The sequence below is a fragment of the Flavobacterium galactosidilyticum genome, assembly GCF_020911945.1.
In the GTDB taxonomy this organism is placed as follows: Bacteria; Bacteroidota; Bacteroidia; order Flavobacteriales; family Flavobacteriaceae; genus Flavobacterium; species Flavobacterium galactosidilyticum.
This window is the reverse complement of sequence record NZ_CP087135.1, coordinates 992,133-1,009,393: the sequence shown is the minus strand read 5'-3', so window position 1 is coordinate 1,009,393 and position 17,261 is coordinate 992,133. Positions and strand designations below refer to the sequence as shown.

At 33.5% G+C, this 17,261-nt stretch carries 17 protein-coding genes; 12 read left to right on the top strand and 5 right to left on the bottom strand.

Annotated features, from left to right (window positions below; genetic code table 11):
* The first annotated feature begins 49 nt into the window (after window positions 1–49).
* Both LNP27_RS04415 and LNP27_RS04410 read left to right on the top strand, forming a co-directional pair.
* Entirely contained in the window at window positions 50–1,000 is a 951-nt protein-coding gene (locus LNP27_RS04415) for an L-threonine 3-dehydrogenase (protein ID WP_229943323.1), read from the top strand.
* Window positions 1,001–1,153: 153 nt separating this feature from the next.
* Window positions 1,154–2,359, top strand: a complete 1,206-nt coding sequence (locus LNP27_RS04410) for an NAD(P)/FAD-dependent oxidoreductase (protein WP_229943320.1) — start codon at window positions 1,154–1,156, stop codon at window positions 2,357–2,359.
* Between the two features lie 59 nt (window positions 2,360–2,418).
* Here the strand turns inward: LNP27_RS04410 and LNP27_RS04405 are convergent, their stop codons facing one another.
* From LNP27_RS04405 to LNP27_RS04390, 4 genes are all read right to left on the bottom strand, one after another.
* Window positions 2,419–2,820 (bottom strand): hypothetical protein, encoded by a 402-nt coding sequence (locus tag LNP27_RS04405; protein ID WP_229943319.1) that lies wholly within the window; start codon window positions 2,818–2,820, stop codon window positions 2,419–2,421.
* A gap of 17 nt (window positions 2,821–2,837) precedes the next feature.
* Complete coding sequence (locus tag LNP27_RS04400; protein ID WP_229943318.1) at window positions 2,838–4,709, bottom strand: M1 family metallopeptidase; 1,872 nt, start codon at window positions 4,707–4,709, stop codon at window positions 2,838–2,840.
* A 61-nt stretch (window positions 4,710–4,770) separates the two neighbouring features.
* A complete protein-coding gene (locus LNP27_RS04395; RefSeq protein WP_229943316.1) occupies window positions 4,771–6,396 on the bottom strand; it encodes a S8 family peptidase in 1,626 nt (541 codons plus the stop codon).
* 73 nt (window positions 6,397–6,469) lie between these two features.
* On the bottom strand, window positions 6,470–7,330 hold the full coding sequence (locus LNP27_RS04390; RefSeq protein ID WP_229943313.1) for an MBL fold metallo-hydrolase: 861 nt from the start codon (window positions 7,328–7,330) through the stop codon (window positions 6,470–6,472).
* A 249-nt stretch (window positions 7,331–7,579) separates the two neighbouring features.
* Between LNP27_RS04390 and LNP27_RS04385 the strand changes: the two genes are divergently transcribed.
* From LNP27_RS04385 to sufD, 4 genes are read left to right on the top strand one after another with little or no spacing between them, the layout of a single operon-like run.
* Window positions 7,580–7,909: a HesB/IscA family protein gene (locus LNP27_RS04385; RefSeq protein WP_229943311.1), complete on the top strand. Its 330-nt coding sequence runs from the start codon at window positions 7,580–7,582 to the stop codon at window positions 7,907–7,909.
* 18 nt (window positions 7,910–7,927) lie between these two features.
* Window positions 7,928–9,376, top strand: a complete 1,449-nt coding sequence (gene sufB / locus LNP27_RS04380; protein WP_229943309.1) for a Fe-S cluster assembly protein SufB — start codon at window positions 7,928–7,930, stop codon at window positions 9,374–9,376.
* 31 nt (window positions 9,377–9,407) lie between these two features.
* Window positions 9,408–10,160, top strand: coding sequence for a Fe-S cluster assembly ATPase SufC (gene sufC, locus LNP27_RS04375; RefSeq protein WP_229943307.1), 753 nt, complete (start codon window positions 9,408–9,410; stop codon window positions 10,158–10,160).
* Between the two features lie 2 nt (window positions 10,161–10,162).
* Complete coding sequence (gene sufD / locus LNP27_RS04370; RefSeq protein WP_229943305.1) at window positions 10,163–11,479, top strand: Fe-S cluster assembly protein SufD; 1,317 nt, start codon at window positions 10,163–10,165, stop codon at window positions 11,477–11,479.
* 203 nt (window positions 11,480–11,682) lie between these two features.
* Here sufD and LNP27_RS04365 read toward each other — a convergent pair whose 3' ends face one another.
* Window positions 11,683–13,029: a serine hydrolase domain-containing protein gene (locus LNP27_RS04365; RefSeq protein WP_229943303.1), complete on the bottom strand. Its 1,347-nt coding sequence runs from the start codon at window positions 13,027–13,029 to the stop codon at window positions 11,683–11,685.
* A gap of 164 nt (window positions 13,030–13,193) precedes the next feature.
* Here LNP27_RS04365 and LNP27_RS04360 point away from each other — a divergent pair, with 164 nt between their 5' ends.
* The 6 genes from LNP27_RS04360 to LNP27_RS04335 all read left to right on the top strand — a co-directional run bounded on the left by LNP27_RS04360 (window position 13,194) and on the right by LNP27_RS04335 (window position 17,192).
* Window positions 13,194–14,408 carry an aminotransferase class V-fold PLP-dependent enzyme gene (locus tag LNP27_RS04360; protein WP_229943302.1) on the top strand — a complete coding sequence of 405 codons (1,215 nt, stop codon included), beginning with the start codon at window positions 13,194–13,196 and terminating at the stop codon, window positions 14,406–14,408.
* Window positions 14,409–14,418: 10 nt separating this feature from the next.
* A complete protein-coding gene (locus LNP27_RS04355) occupies window positions 14,419–14,859 on the top strand; it encodes a hypothetical protein (RefSeq protein WP_229943300.1) in 441 nt (146 codons plus the stop codon).
* 18 nt (window positions 14,860–14,877) lie between these two features.
* The gene (locus LNP27_RS04350) at window positions 14,878–15,297 is read left to right on the top strand and encodes a SufE family protein (protein ID WP_229943299.1); all 420 of its coding nucleotides are present in this window, start codon (window positions 14,878–14,880) and stop codon (window positions 15,295–15,297) included.
* A 52-nt stretch (window positions 15,298–15,349) separates the two neighbouring features.
* Window positions 15,350–15,673 (top strand): SUF system Fe-S cluster assembly protein, encoded by a 324-nt coding sequence (locus LNP27_RS04345; protein ID WP_121924790.1) that lies wholly within the window; start codon window positions 15,350–15,352, stop codon window positions 15,671–15,673.
* A 67-nt stretch (window positions 15,674–15,740) separates the two neighbouring features.
* Complete coding sequence (locus tag LNP27_RS04340; RefSeq protein ID WP_229943297.1) at window positions 15,741–16,253, top strand: DUF2480 family protein; 513 nt, start codon at window positions 15,741–15,743, stop codon at window positions 16,251–16,253.
* Window positions 16,254–16,343: 90 nt separating this feature from the next.
* Entirely contained in the window at window positions 16,344–17,192 is an 849-nt protein-coding gene (locus tag LNP27_RS04335; protein ID WP_229943296.1) for a DUF3078 domain-containing protein, read from the top strand.
* Window positions 17,193–17,261: the final 69 nt, after the last annotated feature.

The following is a 17,261-nucleotide window of genomic DNA, read 5'->3' as shown; positions in this document are numbered from 1 at the left end:
TATCATGTTATTAACGAAAATAGTATATTTGTAATTCAAAATAGACAAAATGAGTACTAAAATATTGATTATCGGCGCTTGCGGACAAATTGGGACAGAACTTACCCATAAATTACGTGAGATATATGGAACCGAAAACGTAATTGCTTCTGACATTAGAAAACTGAATACTGATGTAGTTAATTCAGGTCCTTTCGAAGTAATAAATGCTTTGGATTTCAATCAAATTGAACATCTTGTAGAAGTGCATCAAATTGATGAAATTTATTTGATGGCAGCATTACTTTCTGCTACAGCAGAAAAAAACCCTGCTTTTGCTTGGGATTTGAACATGAACTCTTTATTTCACGTTCTGAATTTGGCGAAAGCCGGAAAAATAAAAAAAATATTCTGGCCGTCTAGTATCGCCGTTTTTGGACCTACAACTCCAAAAGAAAATACACCGCAATATACCGTTATGGAACCTTCAACTGTATACGGAATCAGTAAGCAAGCGGGTGAAAGATGGTGTGAATATTACCATAACATTTTTGGTGTCGATGTGCGAAGCATTCGTTATCCTGGCTTAATTAGCTGGTCATCTCCTCCAGGTGGTGGAACTACTGATTATGCGGTGGATATTTTCCACAAAGCACTTTCAGATAAAACATACGAATGTTTTTTATCCTCGGAAACTAAAATGCCAATGATGTATATGGACGATGCCATCGCTGCAACGATTCAAATCATGCAAGCGCCAGTGGAAGAAATAAAAATCCGTTCTTCTTATAATTTAGCTGCAATGAGCTTTACGCCAACAGAAATTGCTGCAGAAATCAAGAAACACATTCCTGAGTTTACCATTACGTACGAACCAGATTTCCGTCAAAAAATTGCGGATAGCTGGCCTGCCAGTATTGATGATGCTGAGGCTAGAAAAGACTGGAACTGGAAACACAAATTTGATTTGGGAACCATGACAGCGGATATGTTAGAAAACCTTAGTGCAGATAAAAAATAATATTTATACTATTTTTGTAGTTGAGCTTATAAAAATTAGTCGAAAATCTAATTTTTATAAGCTCATTTTTTTTAATTCTATTTCTTATTCTATCATGATGTAATTTATCAAAAAGGATATTTTTTTTGCTAAATTTGATAAAAAAGAAGCTGTATGAAACTAAAATCTAGTGAACCTTTTTGGTTAGTGAAAAATGGAATAATCAATTCCTACCCTTCCTTGCGAGAAGAATTAGAAACTGAAATTTTAATTGTAGGTGGTGGAATTACAGGGAGCCTCATTGCCCATCAATGTATAAAAGACGGCTATAAAACTACATTAATAGATCGGAGAGAAATTGGGCATGGTAGTACATCGGCTACGACATCAATGCTTCAATATGAAATTGACATTCCGTTATATCAACTTAAGGATCAAATTGGCAAAAAAGCTGCTGAAGAAAGTTATTGGGCGTGTTATAAATCTATTGATACCTTAGAGCGAATTGTTAAACACATAAAATCCGATTGTGGTTTTAATAAAAAAGAATCACTCTATTTTGCCGCTTTCAAAAAAGATGTTGCTGGATTAAAAAAAGAATTTGAGGCACGAAAAAATATTGGAATGCCGGTTAAATGGCTTGAAGCGGATGAGATTGATAGTCAATTTCAAATTAAAAATTCATTTGGCGGTATCCTTTCTGAACAAGGAGGAAGCATTGATGGGTTTAAATTAGCTCATGATATTCTAGCTTATAATCATAAAAAAGGATTAAAGATATTTGATAAAACAGATATCAAAAAAGTAACTTATTTAAAAACTGGAGTTCATGTTTTAACAGAACATGGTACTATAATTAAAGCCAATAAACTAATTTATTGCAATGGTTTTGAAAGTACCGAAATTATTAAAGATGATTTTGTTAAGCTTTTATCTACGTATGCAATGGTCGGTGAGAGATTTGAAGATGACCAATCTCATCTTAATAATACTCTTTTTTGGAATACTGCAGAGCCCTACATTTATATGCGAACTACTGACGACAACAGATTGCTGATTGGCGGTGAGGACGAAGAATTTGTAGATGCAAATAAAAGAGATTCATTACTTACTGATAAGGCAACAAAATTGACGAAGTACTTGAATAAAAATTTACCAAATTATGACTTTCGCATGGATTTTGTTTGGGCAGGAACATTTGGCGAGACCAAGGATGGATTGCCTTATATTGGAGAACATCCAGATTTTAAAAGCACCTACTTTGTTTTAGGTTTTGGCGGAAATGGAATTACATTCTCCGTAATTGGAATGGAGTTAGTCTCTGAAATGCTGAAAAATAAGAAACATCCACTTTCCGATTATTTTAAATTTAGAAGATAATTTTAGTATTTCTAACGAATAAAAAAAGGGTGTAAATAAATATTTGCACCCTTTAACATTTAAAGTTGTATTCCAATTTTGATGAACATTCTTTTCAACTCCTTAAATTCTGATTCTGATTTAACTTCTAACAAGTCTCTTCTTTTTCCATTTTTCAGTTCTATAAAATATTTCTTTCTGCCCATAAAAGATCGCTCATTCAATCCTTTTATTTGATCAATTGGCAATTTTTCAGCAGCAGTTTTTTTTATAATAAAATTGTACAATACAAGTATTGAAATAGCACCTAAAATTGCCCAAACCAAATTAATAAACCTGAAATTATCCATCCTTACGTCAGATAGATTTAAAATTGAATTGGCTAAGTTCAATATCATAAGCGCTTTCATTAACAAAAAATGATTTTTTAATCCATCTTTAATCTCTACACATTTTTCAGCTTCATTGTAGGTAATTTTCATAAGTAAATTCTAGAAATTTATTGCTTGTAAACATTATTATCTTGTTTCACATCAGCCATTAAACCACTTGGGTCAATCGTAATTTTCTTAATCGTACTTTTTGGCTTAGCAATCGTAAATTCTGTTGTAGGAAATGCCCAAGCCCAATCAGCTAAAACTGTTCTCTTAATCGCGGGAGTTGGATTTTCTTTTTCGAAATTCATCATACGCAACGGAATGTAAAAACTTTCCATTGTTCCATCTGTGTACTCAACTAAAAGATCTATTGGCATTGGCATTCTACCTATTCTTTCTAAAGTTACTGTTGTTTGATTGGCGTTTTCTTTTACATCTTTAATACCATAATCAATAGTATTAGTCGTTTTTGTCCAATCCGTTAAATACCAATCCAGATTTGCTCCAGAAACTCTTTCTGCTGATCTTTTGATATCATTTGGTGTAGGATGTTTGAATTTAAAATCACTATAATATTTCTTTAATGTTTGCATTAAGTTATCCTTTCCTATTAAATAGATCAATTGCGCAAGGAAAATTTCTCCTTTACTATATGATGTAATGCTGTACACTCTATTCTCATCAAAGCGATCTGCATGTGTAGCTTGAGGCAACTCTTTCCCTGAACTAACCATCGAATAGTATCCTTTGTAAGCTCCTGCAAAAGGATTTTCGACTTTTTTATCACTCATTTGATTTAAAGCATAATCTTCAATAAAGGAAGTAAAACCTTCGTCCATCCATCCATGTTTAGATTCGTTTGAAGCCAATACATGTTGGAACCAAGAATGAGCCAATTCATGAGCAGTTACACCCAATAGTCCTTCAAAAGTGCCTTGACCTAAAATCAAAGTACACATAGCGTATTCCATACCACCATCGCCACCTTGAATCACAGAATATTGTTTGTATGGATAATCCCCAACTATATTATTGTAAATATTCATTAACTCAACCGTTTTAGGTTGTAGGTTTTTCCAGTTTTGAATGTATTTTGGATTGTTCTTGTATAAGAAATGCAAATCAACATTATTAGGCCCTTTAACTACATCATGAATGTACTCTTTATCAGCTGCCCAAGTAAAATCATGAACCATAGGTGCATTAAAATGCCAAGTCAAGGTTTTAGTTTTCTTAGGAATTGTTACAACAACACCTGAATCCTGATATCCGTGACCAATTTCATTTTTGTTTTGCAAATAACCTGTTCCGCCTAAAACGTATTCTTTGTCAATGGTAATATTCACATCAAAATTCCCCCAAACACCATGAAATTCTCTAGCGATGTACGGATCAGCATGCCACCCTTCAAAATCAAATTCGGCCATTTTAGGATACCATTGCGACATTGACAATGCAACACCTTCTGCATTATTTCGTCCTGAACGTCTAATCTGAATTGGAACCTGGCCATCAAAATCTAAACTAAAAGTAGTTTTTGAATTGGGTAAAATTGGCTTACCTAACGTAACTTCAAGTATAGTACCTACTTCCTTAGTAGAAGCAACTATTCCGTCTTGTTTAAAATTCGAAATTTTCAAATAACCAATTTCATTCGGTTTCAAAGTTTTGATTCGGCTCTCTTTACCGTCCTTACCATCTACTTTTATTTTGTTAACCATTCTACCATCTGGATCTTTGATAGTTTGAATTCGAGCATCCATCTCGCTTCCCGGCTGAAAAGCATTGTTAAAAAGGTGATAGTACACTTTTCTTAGCGTATCCTGAGAATTATTGGTATAAACCAATTCTTGTTTTCCTTTGTATTGGTAGTTCTTTACATCCATGGTCACGTCCATTTTGTAATCAACATGTTGTTGCCAATATCCTTTGTTTTGTGCCACTAGATTTCCAAAACTTAAAGTAAGAACTGTGAGTAAAAGTATTTTTTTCATATTAATATAAAATAAAAATGGAAGGACAAATTGCCCTTCCATTTAGTGAATATTTAAAATATTATTTTTTAGACATCTTTTCTGCCATCAACAAAGCGTTGTACGCATTTACTATTTTTCCAGATTTAGATAAAGTTGAAAAAGGACGAGTGTCACTTGCTTTCCCACCAACGATAACATTAGTAGTAATTGCTACTCCTGAATCCATTAAGATATACTTTACTTGCTTAGCAGAAAGTTTAGGATAATAAGAACGAATCAAAGCAGCTACTCCAGCAACATTAGGCGCAGCCATTGAGGTTCCTTGTAAAAATTGATATGAATCATTTGGCGTAGTAGCATAAATTTGAACTCCTGGCGCAAATACATCAACATTTAACTTTCCAATATTTGAAAAACGTGCTACTACTTTATCTCCATATTCATAATTCAGCGCTCCAATAGTGATGACATTATCAGCATATTCTATTTTTTTATCATCTGCATCAGTTGGATAGTTATCAGCAAAGTCGATGTCTTTTGCATCATTTCCAGCTGCATGAACGAACAATACATCTTTAGATTCTGCATACTTAATCGCATCATAAACCCATTGTTTGTGGGGAGAAAAAGCTTTTCCAAAACTTCCGTTAATTACTTTTGCCCCATTATCTACTGCGTAACGTATTCCAAGTGCAATATCTTTATCATACTCATCCCCATCTGGTACGGCACGAACGGTAAGGATTTGAACATTATTAGCAACACCATCGCCACCTAAATTATTATTTCTCGATTGAGCAACAATTCCTGCAACGTGAGTTCCGTGTAGCGCTTCCTTCTTTTCTGGCCCAATTACATTGTTGTTCCCGTATTTAGTATCAGTAATGTCATTAGGATTATCACCTACAACTTTACGGTAGTCCATTTTAAGATTTTCTCCATTAGTTAAAGCTTTAAAATCAGTAAGATCTTTTTCAATAGCCTCTTTTAAACCTGCGATAGGCATTCCAAAAGATAGCATTCTTTGCATAACCATTTTACTTTTTTCAATAGCAGCATCTTTAGACGTAATCGCTTTTACATCTTCCATATTATATTCGGGCTTACCAAAATGTTTTACTAGAACTGCATCGGCATCTTTGATAGATACAAGCATTTCTTCTAAACGTGATTTTCCCGCCACAGCCTCAGCAATTTTTTTATCATTTAAAACTTTTGCCGCTTGATAAGTAGCATCATCAGCTAAAGTTTTATCTTTGATAATTCTCTCATATTCTAAATTTTCTTTAGTAATATCTCCAAGAAAATTCCAACCATGAACGTCATCAATATATCCGTTTTTATCATCATCAATTCCGTTTCCAGGAATCTCTTTGATGTTTGTCCATAATACTGATTTCAAATCTTCGTGCTCAATATCGACACCTGAATCTACAATTCCTACGATTACTGGAACTCCTTTTTTATCCTTCAATAATTCAGCATAAGCTCTATCAACGCTCATTCCTGGAATAGTATCTTTCACAATATCAAGATGACTCCAACGCTTTAATTCATTTTCCTTTAGTGGCGCCTTTTTCTTCACATTTAAAGGAGCAGTTATAGCACTTAACCCAGTAGTATTTATAACTTCTTTGGTAGTACCACATCCTGCAAGAACTAAAAGAGCAAATGCAGAGATGTAAATAGGTTTAATAGTATTCATTTAATTTATATTAAGTTGTTGAAATATTTGTCTAAAATAATTTATTTTGTTACAAATCTAACGATTCTTAACACTATGTTAAGATTTCATCGCAGGTAAATCGCTCTTTCATTCGCACGCCTTTTTCCGTTTTTTGCACCGTTATAATTTCATTATGCGCATCGTGTTCTAAGAATAAATAGTGGTTGTTTTCGGCAGCGGCATTCAAGAATTTTTCCTTTTCGGGCATGGTTAGCAAGGGTCTAGTATCGTAACCCATTACATAAGGAACAGGAATATGTCCTGCTGTAGCTAATAAGTCGGCACAAAAAACAATCGTTTTATCCTTATATTGGATCTGTGGCAACATTTGTTTTTCGGTATGGCCATCAGCAAAGAAAATGCCAAAGCCCAGCTCTGATTGCGCCAAGTAATCGCCTTCAGGCCTATTTATAAAGTGTAATTGACCGCTTTTTTGCATGGGCAAAATGTTCTCAGATAAGAAAGATGCTTTCTCGCGAACATTAGGTTTTGTTGCCCATTCCCAATGATTTTCGTTACTCCAGAATTTAGCATTCTTAAAAGCAGGTTCATATCCAGTTTTATCTTTGTTCCATTGTACACTTCCACCACAATGATCAAAATGCAAATGGGTCATAAATACATCTGTCACATCATCACGATGAAACCCATATTTAGCTAAAGATTTATCCATTGAATGGCTTCCCCAAAGCAAATAATATCCAAAAAATTTCTCTGATTGTTTGTTACCCATTCCAGTATCAATCAAAATCAATTTATTGCCGTCTTCAATCAGTAAACATCGTGCGGCAATATCAATTAAGTTGTTTTCATCGGCTGGATTTGTTTTGTTCCAAATCGTTTTTGGCACCACCCCAAACATAGCACCACCGTCTAATTTAAAATTTCCAGTTTCTATAGGATATAATTTCATGTATTTTGTAAATTTTGATAGAATTCAAAGTTAAGTAATTCAAATTCGATTAGGCATTACAAATAACTTTTTTCTATTTGATGATTAGTTATAAAAATGTTATCAATTATGGAAAAAGCTTTTTATATAGTATCTTTGTCTTTAATTTAGACAAAATCAATATAAGAAATTATTTGAGTTTTTAAAATTTGCTTTCAAAAGAGCATTTTTAACTCAATTAATAACTTTTAAACAAATAAAAACGAACTTATGATTAAAGTTTCTGACACTGCAAGAAAAAAAATCATCGATCTAATGAAAGATGATGGTTTTGATGCTGCAACAGACTATGTAAGAGTTGGTGTTAAAAGCGGCGGATGTTCTGGATTGTCTTATGATTTAAAATTTGATAAGACTAAAAATGAAGATGATAAAATTTTCATTGACAACGACATAACAATTGCTGTAGAAAAAAAATCTTTTCTATACTTAGCCGGAACAATACTAGAATTTTCAGGAGGAATAAATGGAAAAGGATTTGTTTTCAACAATCCAAATGCCAATAGAACTTGTGGTTGCGGAGAGAGTTTCTCTTTGTAAAATATTAAACAAAAAGATATGTCAAAATATACCGAAGACGATTTAAAAATCGAACTCGAAACTAAAGAATACGAGTACGGATTTTACACTGATATAGAATCAGAAACCTTCCCTATTGGTTTAAATGAAGATATTGTTCGTGCTATATCACAAAAAAAAGGAGAACCTCAATGGATGACTGATTGGCGTCTGGAGGCTTTTCGTGCTTGGGAGTTAATGATTGAACCAGAATGGGCTAATGTGCATTATACCAAACCTGATTTTCAGGCTATTTCTTATTATTCAGCTCCAAAAGCTATTGACCCTAATAAAACATTAGACGATGTAGATCCTGAACTTTTAGAAATGTATAAAAAGTTAGGTATCTCAGTTGATGAGCAAAAAATGATGAATAATGTAGCGATGGATATTGTTGTCGATTCAGTTTCTGTAGCAACAACATTCAAGAAAACATTAGGCGAGAAAGGAATTATCTTTATGAGTATTTCTGAGGCTATCAAAGAACATCCAGAATTAGTTCGTAAATATTTAGGAACAGTTGTACCGCAAAAAGACAACTTTTACGCGGCGCTAAATTCAGCTGTTTTCTCTGATGGATCTTTCTGTTATATTCCAAAAGGAGTTCGTTGTCCAATGGAACTTTCGACTTATTTTAGAATCAATCAAGCTGGAACAGGGCAATTTGAAAGAACTCTTTTAATTGCTGACGAAGGAAGCTATGTAAGTTACCTTGAAGGTTGTACGGCTCCAAGTCGTGACGAAAATCAATTACACGCTGCTGTTGTAGAATTAATCGCAATGGAAGATGCTGAAATAAAATACTCAACCGTTCAAAACTGGTTCCCTGGAAACAAAGAAGGAAAAGGTGGGGTTTTCAATTTTGTAACTAAAAGAGGAATCTGCGAGAAAAACGCAAAAATTTCTTGGACACAAGTAGAAACTGGTTCTGCAGTTACCTGGAAATATCCATCGGTAATCTTAAAAGGAGACAATTCAGTAGGAGAATTTTATTCGATTGCTGTTACTAATAATTTCCAACAAGCGGATACAGGAACAAAAATGATCCATTTAGGTAAAAACACTAAATCGACTATTATTTCTAAAGGTATTTCTGCAGGTAAATCACAAAATAGCTACCGTGGATTAGTGAAAATTGGACCCAATGCGGATAACGCGAGGAACTTTTCACAATGCGACTCGTTGCTAATGGGCAATAATTGCGGTGCGCATACATTTCCGTATATTGAAACTAAAAATCCAACGGCTAAAATAGAACATGAGGCTACAACTTCAAAAATTGGTGAAGACCAAGTTTTCTATTGTAACCAACGTGGAATTCCAACTGAGAAAGCTATTGCTTTAATCGTAAATGGTTTCAGTAAAGATGTTCTAAATAAGTTACCAATGGAATTTGCTGTAGAAGCTCAAAAATTACTAGAGATTAGTTTAGAAGGTTCAGTAGGATAGAAAATAAATCAAGTATAAAATACATTCGAAAATGTTATCAATAAAAAATTTACATGCCACAATTGGCGACAAAGAAATATTAAAAGGAATTAATCTAGAAGTAAAAGCAGGAGAAGTTCATGCGATAATGGGACCAAACGGTGCTGGTAAAAGTACTTTAGCATCTATTATTGCTGGAAACGAAAACTACGAAGTAACAGGAGGAGAAATTTCATTAGACGGAGAAGATCTTGCTGATTTGGCTCCAGAAGAGAGAGCACATAAAGGTGTTTTTCTTTCTTTTCAATATCCAGTAGAAATTCCAGGAGTTTCGGTAACGAACTTCATGAGAACGGCTATTAACGAAACTCGTAAAGCACAAGGACTGGAAGAAATGCCAGCAAACCAAATGCTAAAGGTAATTCGCGAAAAATCAGAATTATTAGAAATCGACAGGAAATTCTTGTCTCGTTCTCTTAACGAAGGTTTCTCAGGTGGAGAGAAAAAGCGTAACGAAATTTTCCAAATGGCAATGCTAGAACCCAAATTAGCTATTCTTGACGAAACTGATTCTGGACTTGACATTGATGCCTTGCGTATCGTTGCAAATGGTGTTAACAAGTTAAAAAGTGATAAAAACGCTGTAGTTGTAATTACGCACTACCAAAGATTATTAGATTATATCGTTCCTGATTTTGTTCACGTTCTAATGGACGGAAAAATTGTAAAATCTGGTGATGCTAGTTTAGCACTAGAATTAGAAGAAAAAGGATACGATTGGATCAAACAAGAACAAGAAGCATAAAAATGGATTTAAAAGAAAAATTACTATCGTCTTTTATGGCTTTTGAAGAGCGTATCGATGTTCACTCAGAACTTCACGATGTGCGAACTGCTGCCATAAAAAACTTTGAAGATAAAGGATTCCCATCCAAAAAAGAAGAAGCTTGGAAATACACATCACTAAATGCCATCTTAAAAAATGACTTTACTGTTTTTCCAAAACATGAAAATTCTATTGAATTCAACCAAGTCAGTAAATACTTTTTAAACGAAGTTGATACTTACAAAGTAGTGTTTATTGATGGTGTTTTCAGTTCTCATTTATCGTCAACAACTCATGAAGGAATTGATGTTTGCTTGATGGCTTCGGCATTGAACAAACCAAAATACAAAATGGTTATTGATAAATATTTCAATCAAATTGCAAATAAAGACGATAGCTTGACTTCATTAAATACGGCATTCGCCAATGAAGGAGCGTATATCAATATTCCAAAAAGTAAAGTAGCGCCAAAACCTATCGAAATCATGTATTTCTCTACAGGAAATGAAGCAGCGCTTTTGGTTCAACCTAGAAATTTAGTGATTGTGGGCGAGAATTCGCATGTTCAAATTATAGAGCGTCACCAAAGTTTAAACGAAAATCCAGTGTTAACCAATTCTGTTACAGAAATTTTTGCTGAAAAACGTGCCATTGTTGACTATTACAAAATTCAAAATGATACGCTAGAAGCAAACCTAATTGATAATACTTTCGTTTCACAGCAGCAAGAAAGTCATGTTTATGTACATACTTTCTCTTTTGGCGGGAATCTGACACGTAATAACTTGAATTTCTATCACTTTGGCGAAAGATTGACAAGCACTTTGAACGGTATCACAATTATTGGCGAAAAGCAACATGTTGATCATTATACGCTAGTGAATCATGCTACGCCAAACTGTGAAAGTTTCCAAGATTATAAAGGAATTTACGCAGGTAGTTCAACAGGGGTTTTCAACGGAAAAGTCTATGTTGAAAAAGAAGCTCAAAAAACGAATGCTTTCCAAAAAAGCAACAACATATTATTGAGTGACAAAGCAACTATTAATGCTAAACCACAATTAGAGATTTTTGCAGATGATGTAAAATGTTCTCACGGTTGTACGGTTGGCCAATTAGACGAAACGGCTTTATTCTATATGCAACAACGCGGAATTCCTAAGAAAGAAGCTAAAGCATTATTGATGTATGCATTCTCGAATGCAGTTATCGAAAACATTAAAATACCAGAATTAAAACAAAGAATTACCAAAATCATCGCTACTAAACTAGGCGTTAAAATGGGATTTGATTTATAGTTTTATTCTATTAAATACACAAAGGGCGCAAAGTTTTTAAATAGCTTTGCGCCCTTTTAATTTTATATTTCTGTAGCTATTCCCGCTATCCATTTCAATCTTTTTTCGATAAAGACCTCAAATAGGATTTTCATTTCTATCGGGGCTAAAACAACCAAAGCTCTGTGAATCTTTCAGTTATTTTTACACTTTGCGGTTAAAAGCTATTTCTTAAAACTCCCTATTATCCCTTTCAACATTCCATTAACATCAAATTTTGCATCTTCAGTTAATCCCATTCGCACAATCACTAAATCAAGCGATGGAATAATAAATACTTTCTGTCCTTGAAATCCATTCGCAGAATATATATCTCTTGGGGCATCTGGATATCTTCCTCCAGCATTTAGCCAAAAATGCCCCCCATAATCACCTTTTGAACCATTTGTAGGAGTAGCAACATATTTAGCCCAACTTTCATCAAAGATTTGATCGCCATTCCAGTTTCCTTTGTGTAAATACAACAAGCCAAACTTAGCCCAATCTCTTGTTGTAGCCCATCCATAAGACGAACCCACAAAATTTCCAGTCATATCCGTTTCAATGACCATCGAGTTCATTCCTATTCTATCAATTAGTGCAGCGTACCAAAAATCAAGATATTCTTGTTGGGTTTTAAACTGTTTTCTCAATATTCCAGATAACAAATTGGTAGTTCCCGAAGAATAATTCCAATGCGTATTGGGTGTAAAAGCAGCTGGTTTTACTATTTGCGATTGTGACATGTCTTTTTCTTGAAAAAGCATATTAGTAGCATCGCAAATCGTACTGTAATTTTCTACCCATTCTAGACCGGAATTCATGTGCAACAAATCATTTGTCGTAATTATTTTTCGCTCGTCGTTTTGCCATTCCAATATAGGCGCTGGTTTATAAATATCATATTTCCCTTGTTTTTGAAGAATTCCAAACATAGTTGCCGTAATACTTTTTGTCATTGACCAACCCAGAATTTTACTTTCTTTAGTAAATCCAGTGTCGTATTTTTCAGCAATAATTTTGTTTTTATAGATTACTAAAACGGAACGCGTCCTTTTATTAATTTCACCTTTTTTATCGAATGCATTCGCGACCGCTGTATTCAATTTGGAATAGTCAACATTGCTAAAAACAGTGTCTTTTGGTTCTAAATTTCCATATGGAAAAGGTAAGTTATTGTTAAGCTTTGTTCTTTTTGGAACCAAATATGGTTTACTAACATCAAAATCATCTGTGATTAAAGTGGCTCCTAGACCTTCACGGTAAATGGCTTTTCTTTCTTTTAATCCATAAACGGAAGCAGTGGCAAATTTTTCAGCATCGTTTATTTTGTTCGTGGCCAAATCAATCATATCGATATCATTGTCTCCATTTTCAATCATTTCTTGAGAACGACCATCTATAAAATGAGCTGAAGCAACACTTTTGGCTGAAAAGCCAGAAATTAAATCCAGTTTAGGATAAGTAGTAAATCCTACATATAAAATAGCAATAATAAGGGCAACACCGACGAATTTAAAGATTTTTTTCATTTTTCTAAAGAATTAATGTATTGCAATTTAATAAAATAATTTATCCTAAATTCAATAAAATATTTCTATGAATGCATAAGAAACAATCATAAAAATTAATCAATTCATGGCTCAAACGGTTTGGTTTTTCATTACTTTTGTATTTAGAACTTTTCTAAATAATTATGCTAGATATAAATAAAATTAGAGCAGATTTCCCTATTCTTTCTCAAAAGGTAAACGGTAAACCATTAGTTTATTTTGACAATGGTGCTACTTCGCAGAAACCACAAGTGGTTATTGATGCCATATCAAAATATTATCAGGAAATTAACGCTAATATTCATCGTGGTGTTCATACATTAAGTCAGTTAGCAACAGACGCCTACGAGATTTCACGTGTTAAAATTCAAAATCATATCAATGCAGAATTCTCACATGAAGTGCTTTTTACTTCGGGAACTACGCATGGAATTAATTTAGTCACTAATGGATTTGCTTCGTTATTAAAAGCCGGTGATGAAGTTTTAGTTTCCGCATTGGAGCACCATAGTAACATTGTGCCTTGGCAAATGCTATGCGAGAAAACTGGTGCAGTTTTAAGAGTAATTCCAATGAATGAAAGTGGTGAATTAATTATGTCAGAATATGACAAATTACTTTCAGATAAAACGAAAATTGTAACCGTAAATCATATTTCGAATGCTTTAGGAACTGTCAATCCTATTAAATACATGATTGACGAAGCACATAAATATGGAGCTGCTGTTTTAATTGACGGTGCTCAAGCAGTTCCGCATTTAAAACCTGATGTTCAACAATTAGATTGTGATTTCTATGTTTTCTCTGGACATAAAATGTGTGGACCTACAGGAACAGGGATTTTATATGGCAAAGAAGCTTGGTTAAATAAATTACCACCCTATCAAGGTGGTGGCGAAATGATTAAAGAAGTAACTTTCGAGAAAACTACTTATGCTGAACTGCCCCATAAATTTGAAGCTGGAACACCAAACATAGCTGGTGGAATTGTTCTAGGAACAGCGGTTGATTATATGAATTCCGTTGGGTTTGACAACATTCAAAAACAAGAATTAGAATTGCTTGAATACGGAACCAAACGATTATTAGAAATTGAAGGACTGAAAATTTTTGGCACAGCCAAAGAGAAAACCTCTGTAATTTCATTCAATATTGAAGAGATTCATCCGTATGACATTGGTACGATAATTGACAAATTAGGAATAGCCGTAAGAACCGGACATCACTGTGCGCAACCTATCATGAATTTCTTTACTATTCCCGGAACGATAAGGGCTTCATTTGCCTTTTATAATACCAAAGAAGAAATTGATTTAATGGTAGAAGCGGTGAAAAAAGCGCAAATGATGCTTTCTTAAAAATAAACTTATGAAACTACTTTCTCTATTATTTCTCACCATTATACTTGGGAAAGGTTGTGATAACGCAACAGCTCAGGATATGCAAAATACGGTAATTGAATACACAGCAAATACTAGAGGTTTTTATCAAAATATAACGATTAAAGACCAGCTGGTTTCAGTTTCGAAAGATAGAAATAACAATGACAAAGCTATTAGCACGAAAATAAGTGATGCAGATTGGGCAGCGTTAATTAATGATTTTAAAGAACTGAAGTTAGAAACTTTAAAGGATTTAAAAGCGCCAACAGAAAAACGTTTTTATGATGGAGCTGCTATTGCTAATTTAAAAATTACCTATAAGGACAAAAGCTATGAAACGACTAGTTTTGATCATGGTTTCCCTCCAAAAGAAATTAAGAAATTAGTAGATAAAATAAACACATTTGCTAAAAAAGAACAATACTGAAAATAAATTCAGCTTACTATGAAAATTAAAGAAATACAAGAAGAAATCGTTGATGAATTTTCGATGTTTGATGACTGGATGGAGCGTTACGAATACATCATTGAACTTGGAAAAAAACTTCCTTTGATACAAGAAGAATTCAAAACAGACAATAATTTGATAAAAGGTTGCCAGTCTAAAGTATGGTTACAAGGCGAGCAAAATGATGATAAAATTGTTTTTACAGCTGACAGCGATGCGATATTGACTAAAGGAATTATAGCAATATTAATTCGTACATTCTCCAATCAAAGCGCTACTGACATTCTTAATGCTGATATGGATTTTATTGATCAAATAGGCTTAAAAGAGCATTTATCACCTACTCGCGCCAATGGATTGGTTTCGATGATAAAAAATATTAAAATGTATGCTTTGGCATTCAATACCCAGAACTAAACAGAGAAAGTAGATTAAATCACGCCAGTTAGATGGCCAAAAATTAAATAAAATGGAACAAGAAATAGACACAACTGAATTAGGCGAATCAATAGTGAAAATGTTAAAAACAATTTACGATCCTGAAATTCCTGTTGACATTTATGAATTAGGATTGATATATGACGTAATGGTAAATACTGATTACGAAGTAAAAATACTAATGACACTTACTTCTCCTAACTGTCCTGTAGCAGAAAGTTTGCCTAGAGAAGTGGAAGAAAAAGTAAGATCAATTGAAAACGTAAAAGATGCGGAAGTAGAAATTACATTTGATCCACCATGGAGTAAAGATTTAATGAGTGAAGAAGCCAAACTAGAATTGGGAATGTTGTAAAATTTGTTCAAGGTTTAAAGTTTAAGTTTCAGCAACTTTAAACTTTAAACCTTTTAAACTTTTCAAAATGGAAGAAATTGTAAATAAAGTAGCTAACAGTGTTTTGGAAGTTTTTGATCTTGAAGACTATTATCCAGAAGGGATTCGAGCCCAAATAGATATTTCACAGTGGTTATTAGAAGGCTTTTTATTAAAAGAAAAAGACTTTAGAGAGCAGCTTAAAAATCATAATTGGTCACAATATCAAGATCAATATGTCGCGATTAATTGCAGTACAAATGCAATCGTACCTGCTTGGGCTTCTATACTTGTGGCAATTCAATTAGCACCATTTGCTAAAAAAATAATCGACGGAAGCATTGAAGATTTAGAATCTTCGCTATATGAAGAGTTACTTTCTAAAATAGATTATTCAGTTTATTCAAACAAGCCTATAATTATAAAAGGATGTTCTAGAAAGCCAGTTCCAATGCGAGCATACGTATTAGCCGCACAATACTTGCATCCTTTTGCTAGAAGCATTATGTATGGAGAAGCATGTTCAGCTGTTCCATTGTACAAAGCGAGTTCGAAAGCTTAATTTTAATATAATAGTAGGATCTGACCGATTTATCTTGAATTGAAAAGTTAAAATTAATTATTTTTGACAAAACTTTTAAAATACTTTTTTATGAGAAAAACAGCCATTACTTTACTCTTTCTTTTTAGCATTGTTGCTCTTAGCGCGCAAGAAACGGCAGTAGACACCACAAAATTGTGGACTAAAAAAGGAAATATCTCATTACTTTTTAACCAATCGTCTTATAATAAGCAATGGTTAGGCGGTGGAACTTCAAATATTGCAGGGAATCTAGGCGTAAACTACGACTTCAACTATAAAAACGGTGATGTGGTTTGGGACAACAAATTTATCCTTGCGTACGGTTTAAGTAAAATAAAAGGCGATGCAAAAACTGCAAAAACTGACGATAGAATAGAGCTAAATTCACTTTGGGGGAAAAAATTAAATGGGCAATGGTACTATTCCATGTATTTTAATTTCAAAACTCAAATGGATACTGGTTCAGACAAGAATGACTTAAAAATTTCCCATTTCTTCTCTCCTGCTTATTTCCAATTTGGGCCTGGTTTTTTATGGAAGAAAAATGACAACTTAAGTGTAAATTTTTCACCTGCTGCCGCAAAATTAATTGTGGTTCACCCTCATTTTACTGAATTCGAACCTTCTTTTGGTGTACTTCAAGGCGATTCTTCTCGTTTTGAATTTGGTGCCAGTATTACAGGATATTATAAACTCAACATAATGACAAATGTTTCTGTTGAAAACAGATTGAATTTATATTCAGATTATTTAGACAATCCGCAAAACGTTGATATTGATTACCAAATGAATGTAATCATGAAAATAAACAAATACTTATCTGCGAATTTAGCCTTCCAAACTATTTATGACGATAACTCAATAAAAGCATTTCAAACAAGAGAAGTTTTTGGCTTAGGAGTTAATTACGGTTTTTAGCTTAAAACAATATTCATGCAAAAAATCCCTTTTGAATAATGATTTCAAAAGGGATTTTTGATTTAAGCT

What these genes read in the sequence shown, in the direction of transcription:
- LNP27_RS04415 (WP_229943323.1), top strand. Translation starts at nt 50, where the DNA reads ATGAGTACTAAAATATTGATTATCGGCGCTTGCGGACAAATTGGGACA.
- LNP27_RS04410 (WP_229943320.1), top strand. Translation starts at nt 1,154, where the DNA reads ATGAAACTAAAATCTAGTGAACCTTTTTGGTTAGTGAAAAATGGAATA.
- LNP27_RS04405 (WP_229943319.1), bottom strand. Translation starts at nt 2,820, where the DNA reads ATGAAAATTACCTACAATGAAGCTGAAAAATGTGTAGAGATTAAAGAT.
- LNP27_RS04400 (WP_229943318.1), bottom strand. Translation starts at nt 4,709, where the DNA reads ATGAAAAAAATACTTTTACTCACAGTTCTTACTTTAAGTTTTGGAAAT.
- LNP27_RS04395 (WP_229943316.1), bottom strand. Translation starts at nt 6,396, where the DNA reads ATGAATACTATTAAACCTATTTACATCTCTGCATTTGCTCTTTTAGTT.
- LNP27_RS04390 (WP_229943313.1), bottom strand. Translation starts at nt 7,330, where the DNA reads ATGAAATTATATCCTATAGAAACTGGAAATTTTAAATTAGACGGTGGT.
- LNP27_RS04385 (WP_229943311.1), top strand. Translation starts at nt 7,580, where the DNA reads ATGATTAAAGTTTCTGACACTGCAAGAAAAAAAATCATCGATCTAATG.
- sufB (WP_229943309.1), top strand. Translation starts at nt 7,928, where the DNA reads ATGTCAAAATATACCGAAGACGATTTAAAAATCGAACTCGAAACTAAA.
- sufC (WP_229943307.1), top strand. Translation starts at nt 9,408, where the DNA reads ATGTTATCAATAAAAAATTTACATGCCACAATTGGCGACAAAGAAATA.
- sufD (WP_229943305.1), top strand. Translation starts at nt 10,163, where the DNA reads ATGGATTTAAAAGAAAAATTACTATCGTCTTTTATGGCTTTTGAAGAG.
- LNP27_RS04365 (WP_229943303.1), bottom strand. Translation starts at nt 13,029, where the DNA reads ATGAAAAAAATCTTTAAATTCGTCGGTGTTGCCCTTATTATTGCTATT.
- LNP27_RS04360 (WP_229943302.1), top strand. Translation starts at nt 13,194, where the DNA reads ATGCTAGATATAAATAAAATTAGAGCAGATTTCCCTATTCTTTCTCAA.
- LNP27_RS04355 (WP_229943300.1), top strand. Translation starts at nt 14,419, where the DNA reads ATGAAACTACTTTCTCTATTATTTCTCACCATTATACTTGGGAAAGGT.
- LNP27_RS04350 (WP_229943299.1), top strand. Translation starts at nt 14,878, where the DNA reads ATGAAAATTAAAGAAATACAAGAAGAAATCGTTGATGAATTTTCGATG.
- LNP27_RS04345 (WP_121924790.1), top strand. Translation starts at nt 15,350, where the DNA reads ATGGAACAAGAAATAGACACAACTGAATTAGGCGAATCAATAGTGAAA.
- LNP27_RS04340 (WP_229943297.1), top strand. Translation starts at nt 15,741, where the DNA reads ATGGAAGAAATTGTAAATAAAGTAGCTAACAGTGTTTTGGAAGTTTTT.
- LNP27_RS04335 (WP_229943296.1), top strand. Translation starts at nt 16,344, where the DNA reads ATGAGAAAAACAGCCATTACTTTACTCTTTCTTTTTAGCATTGTTGCT.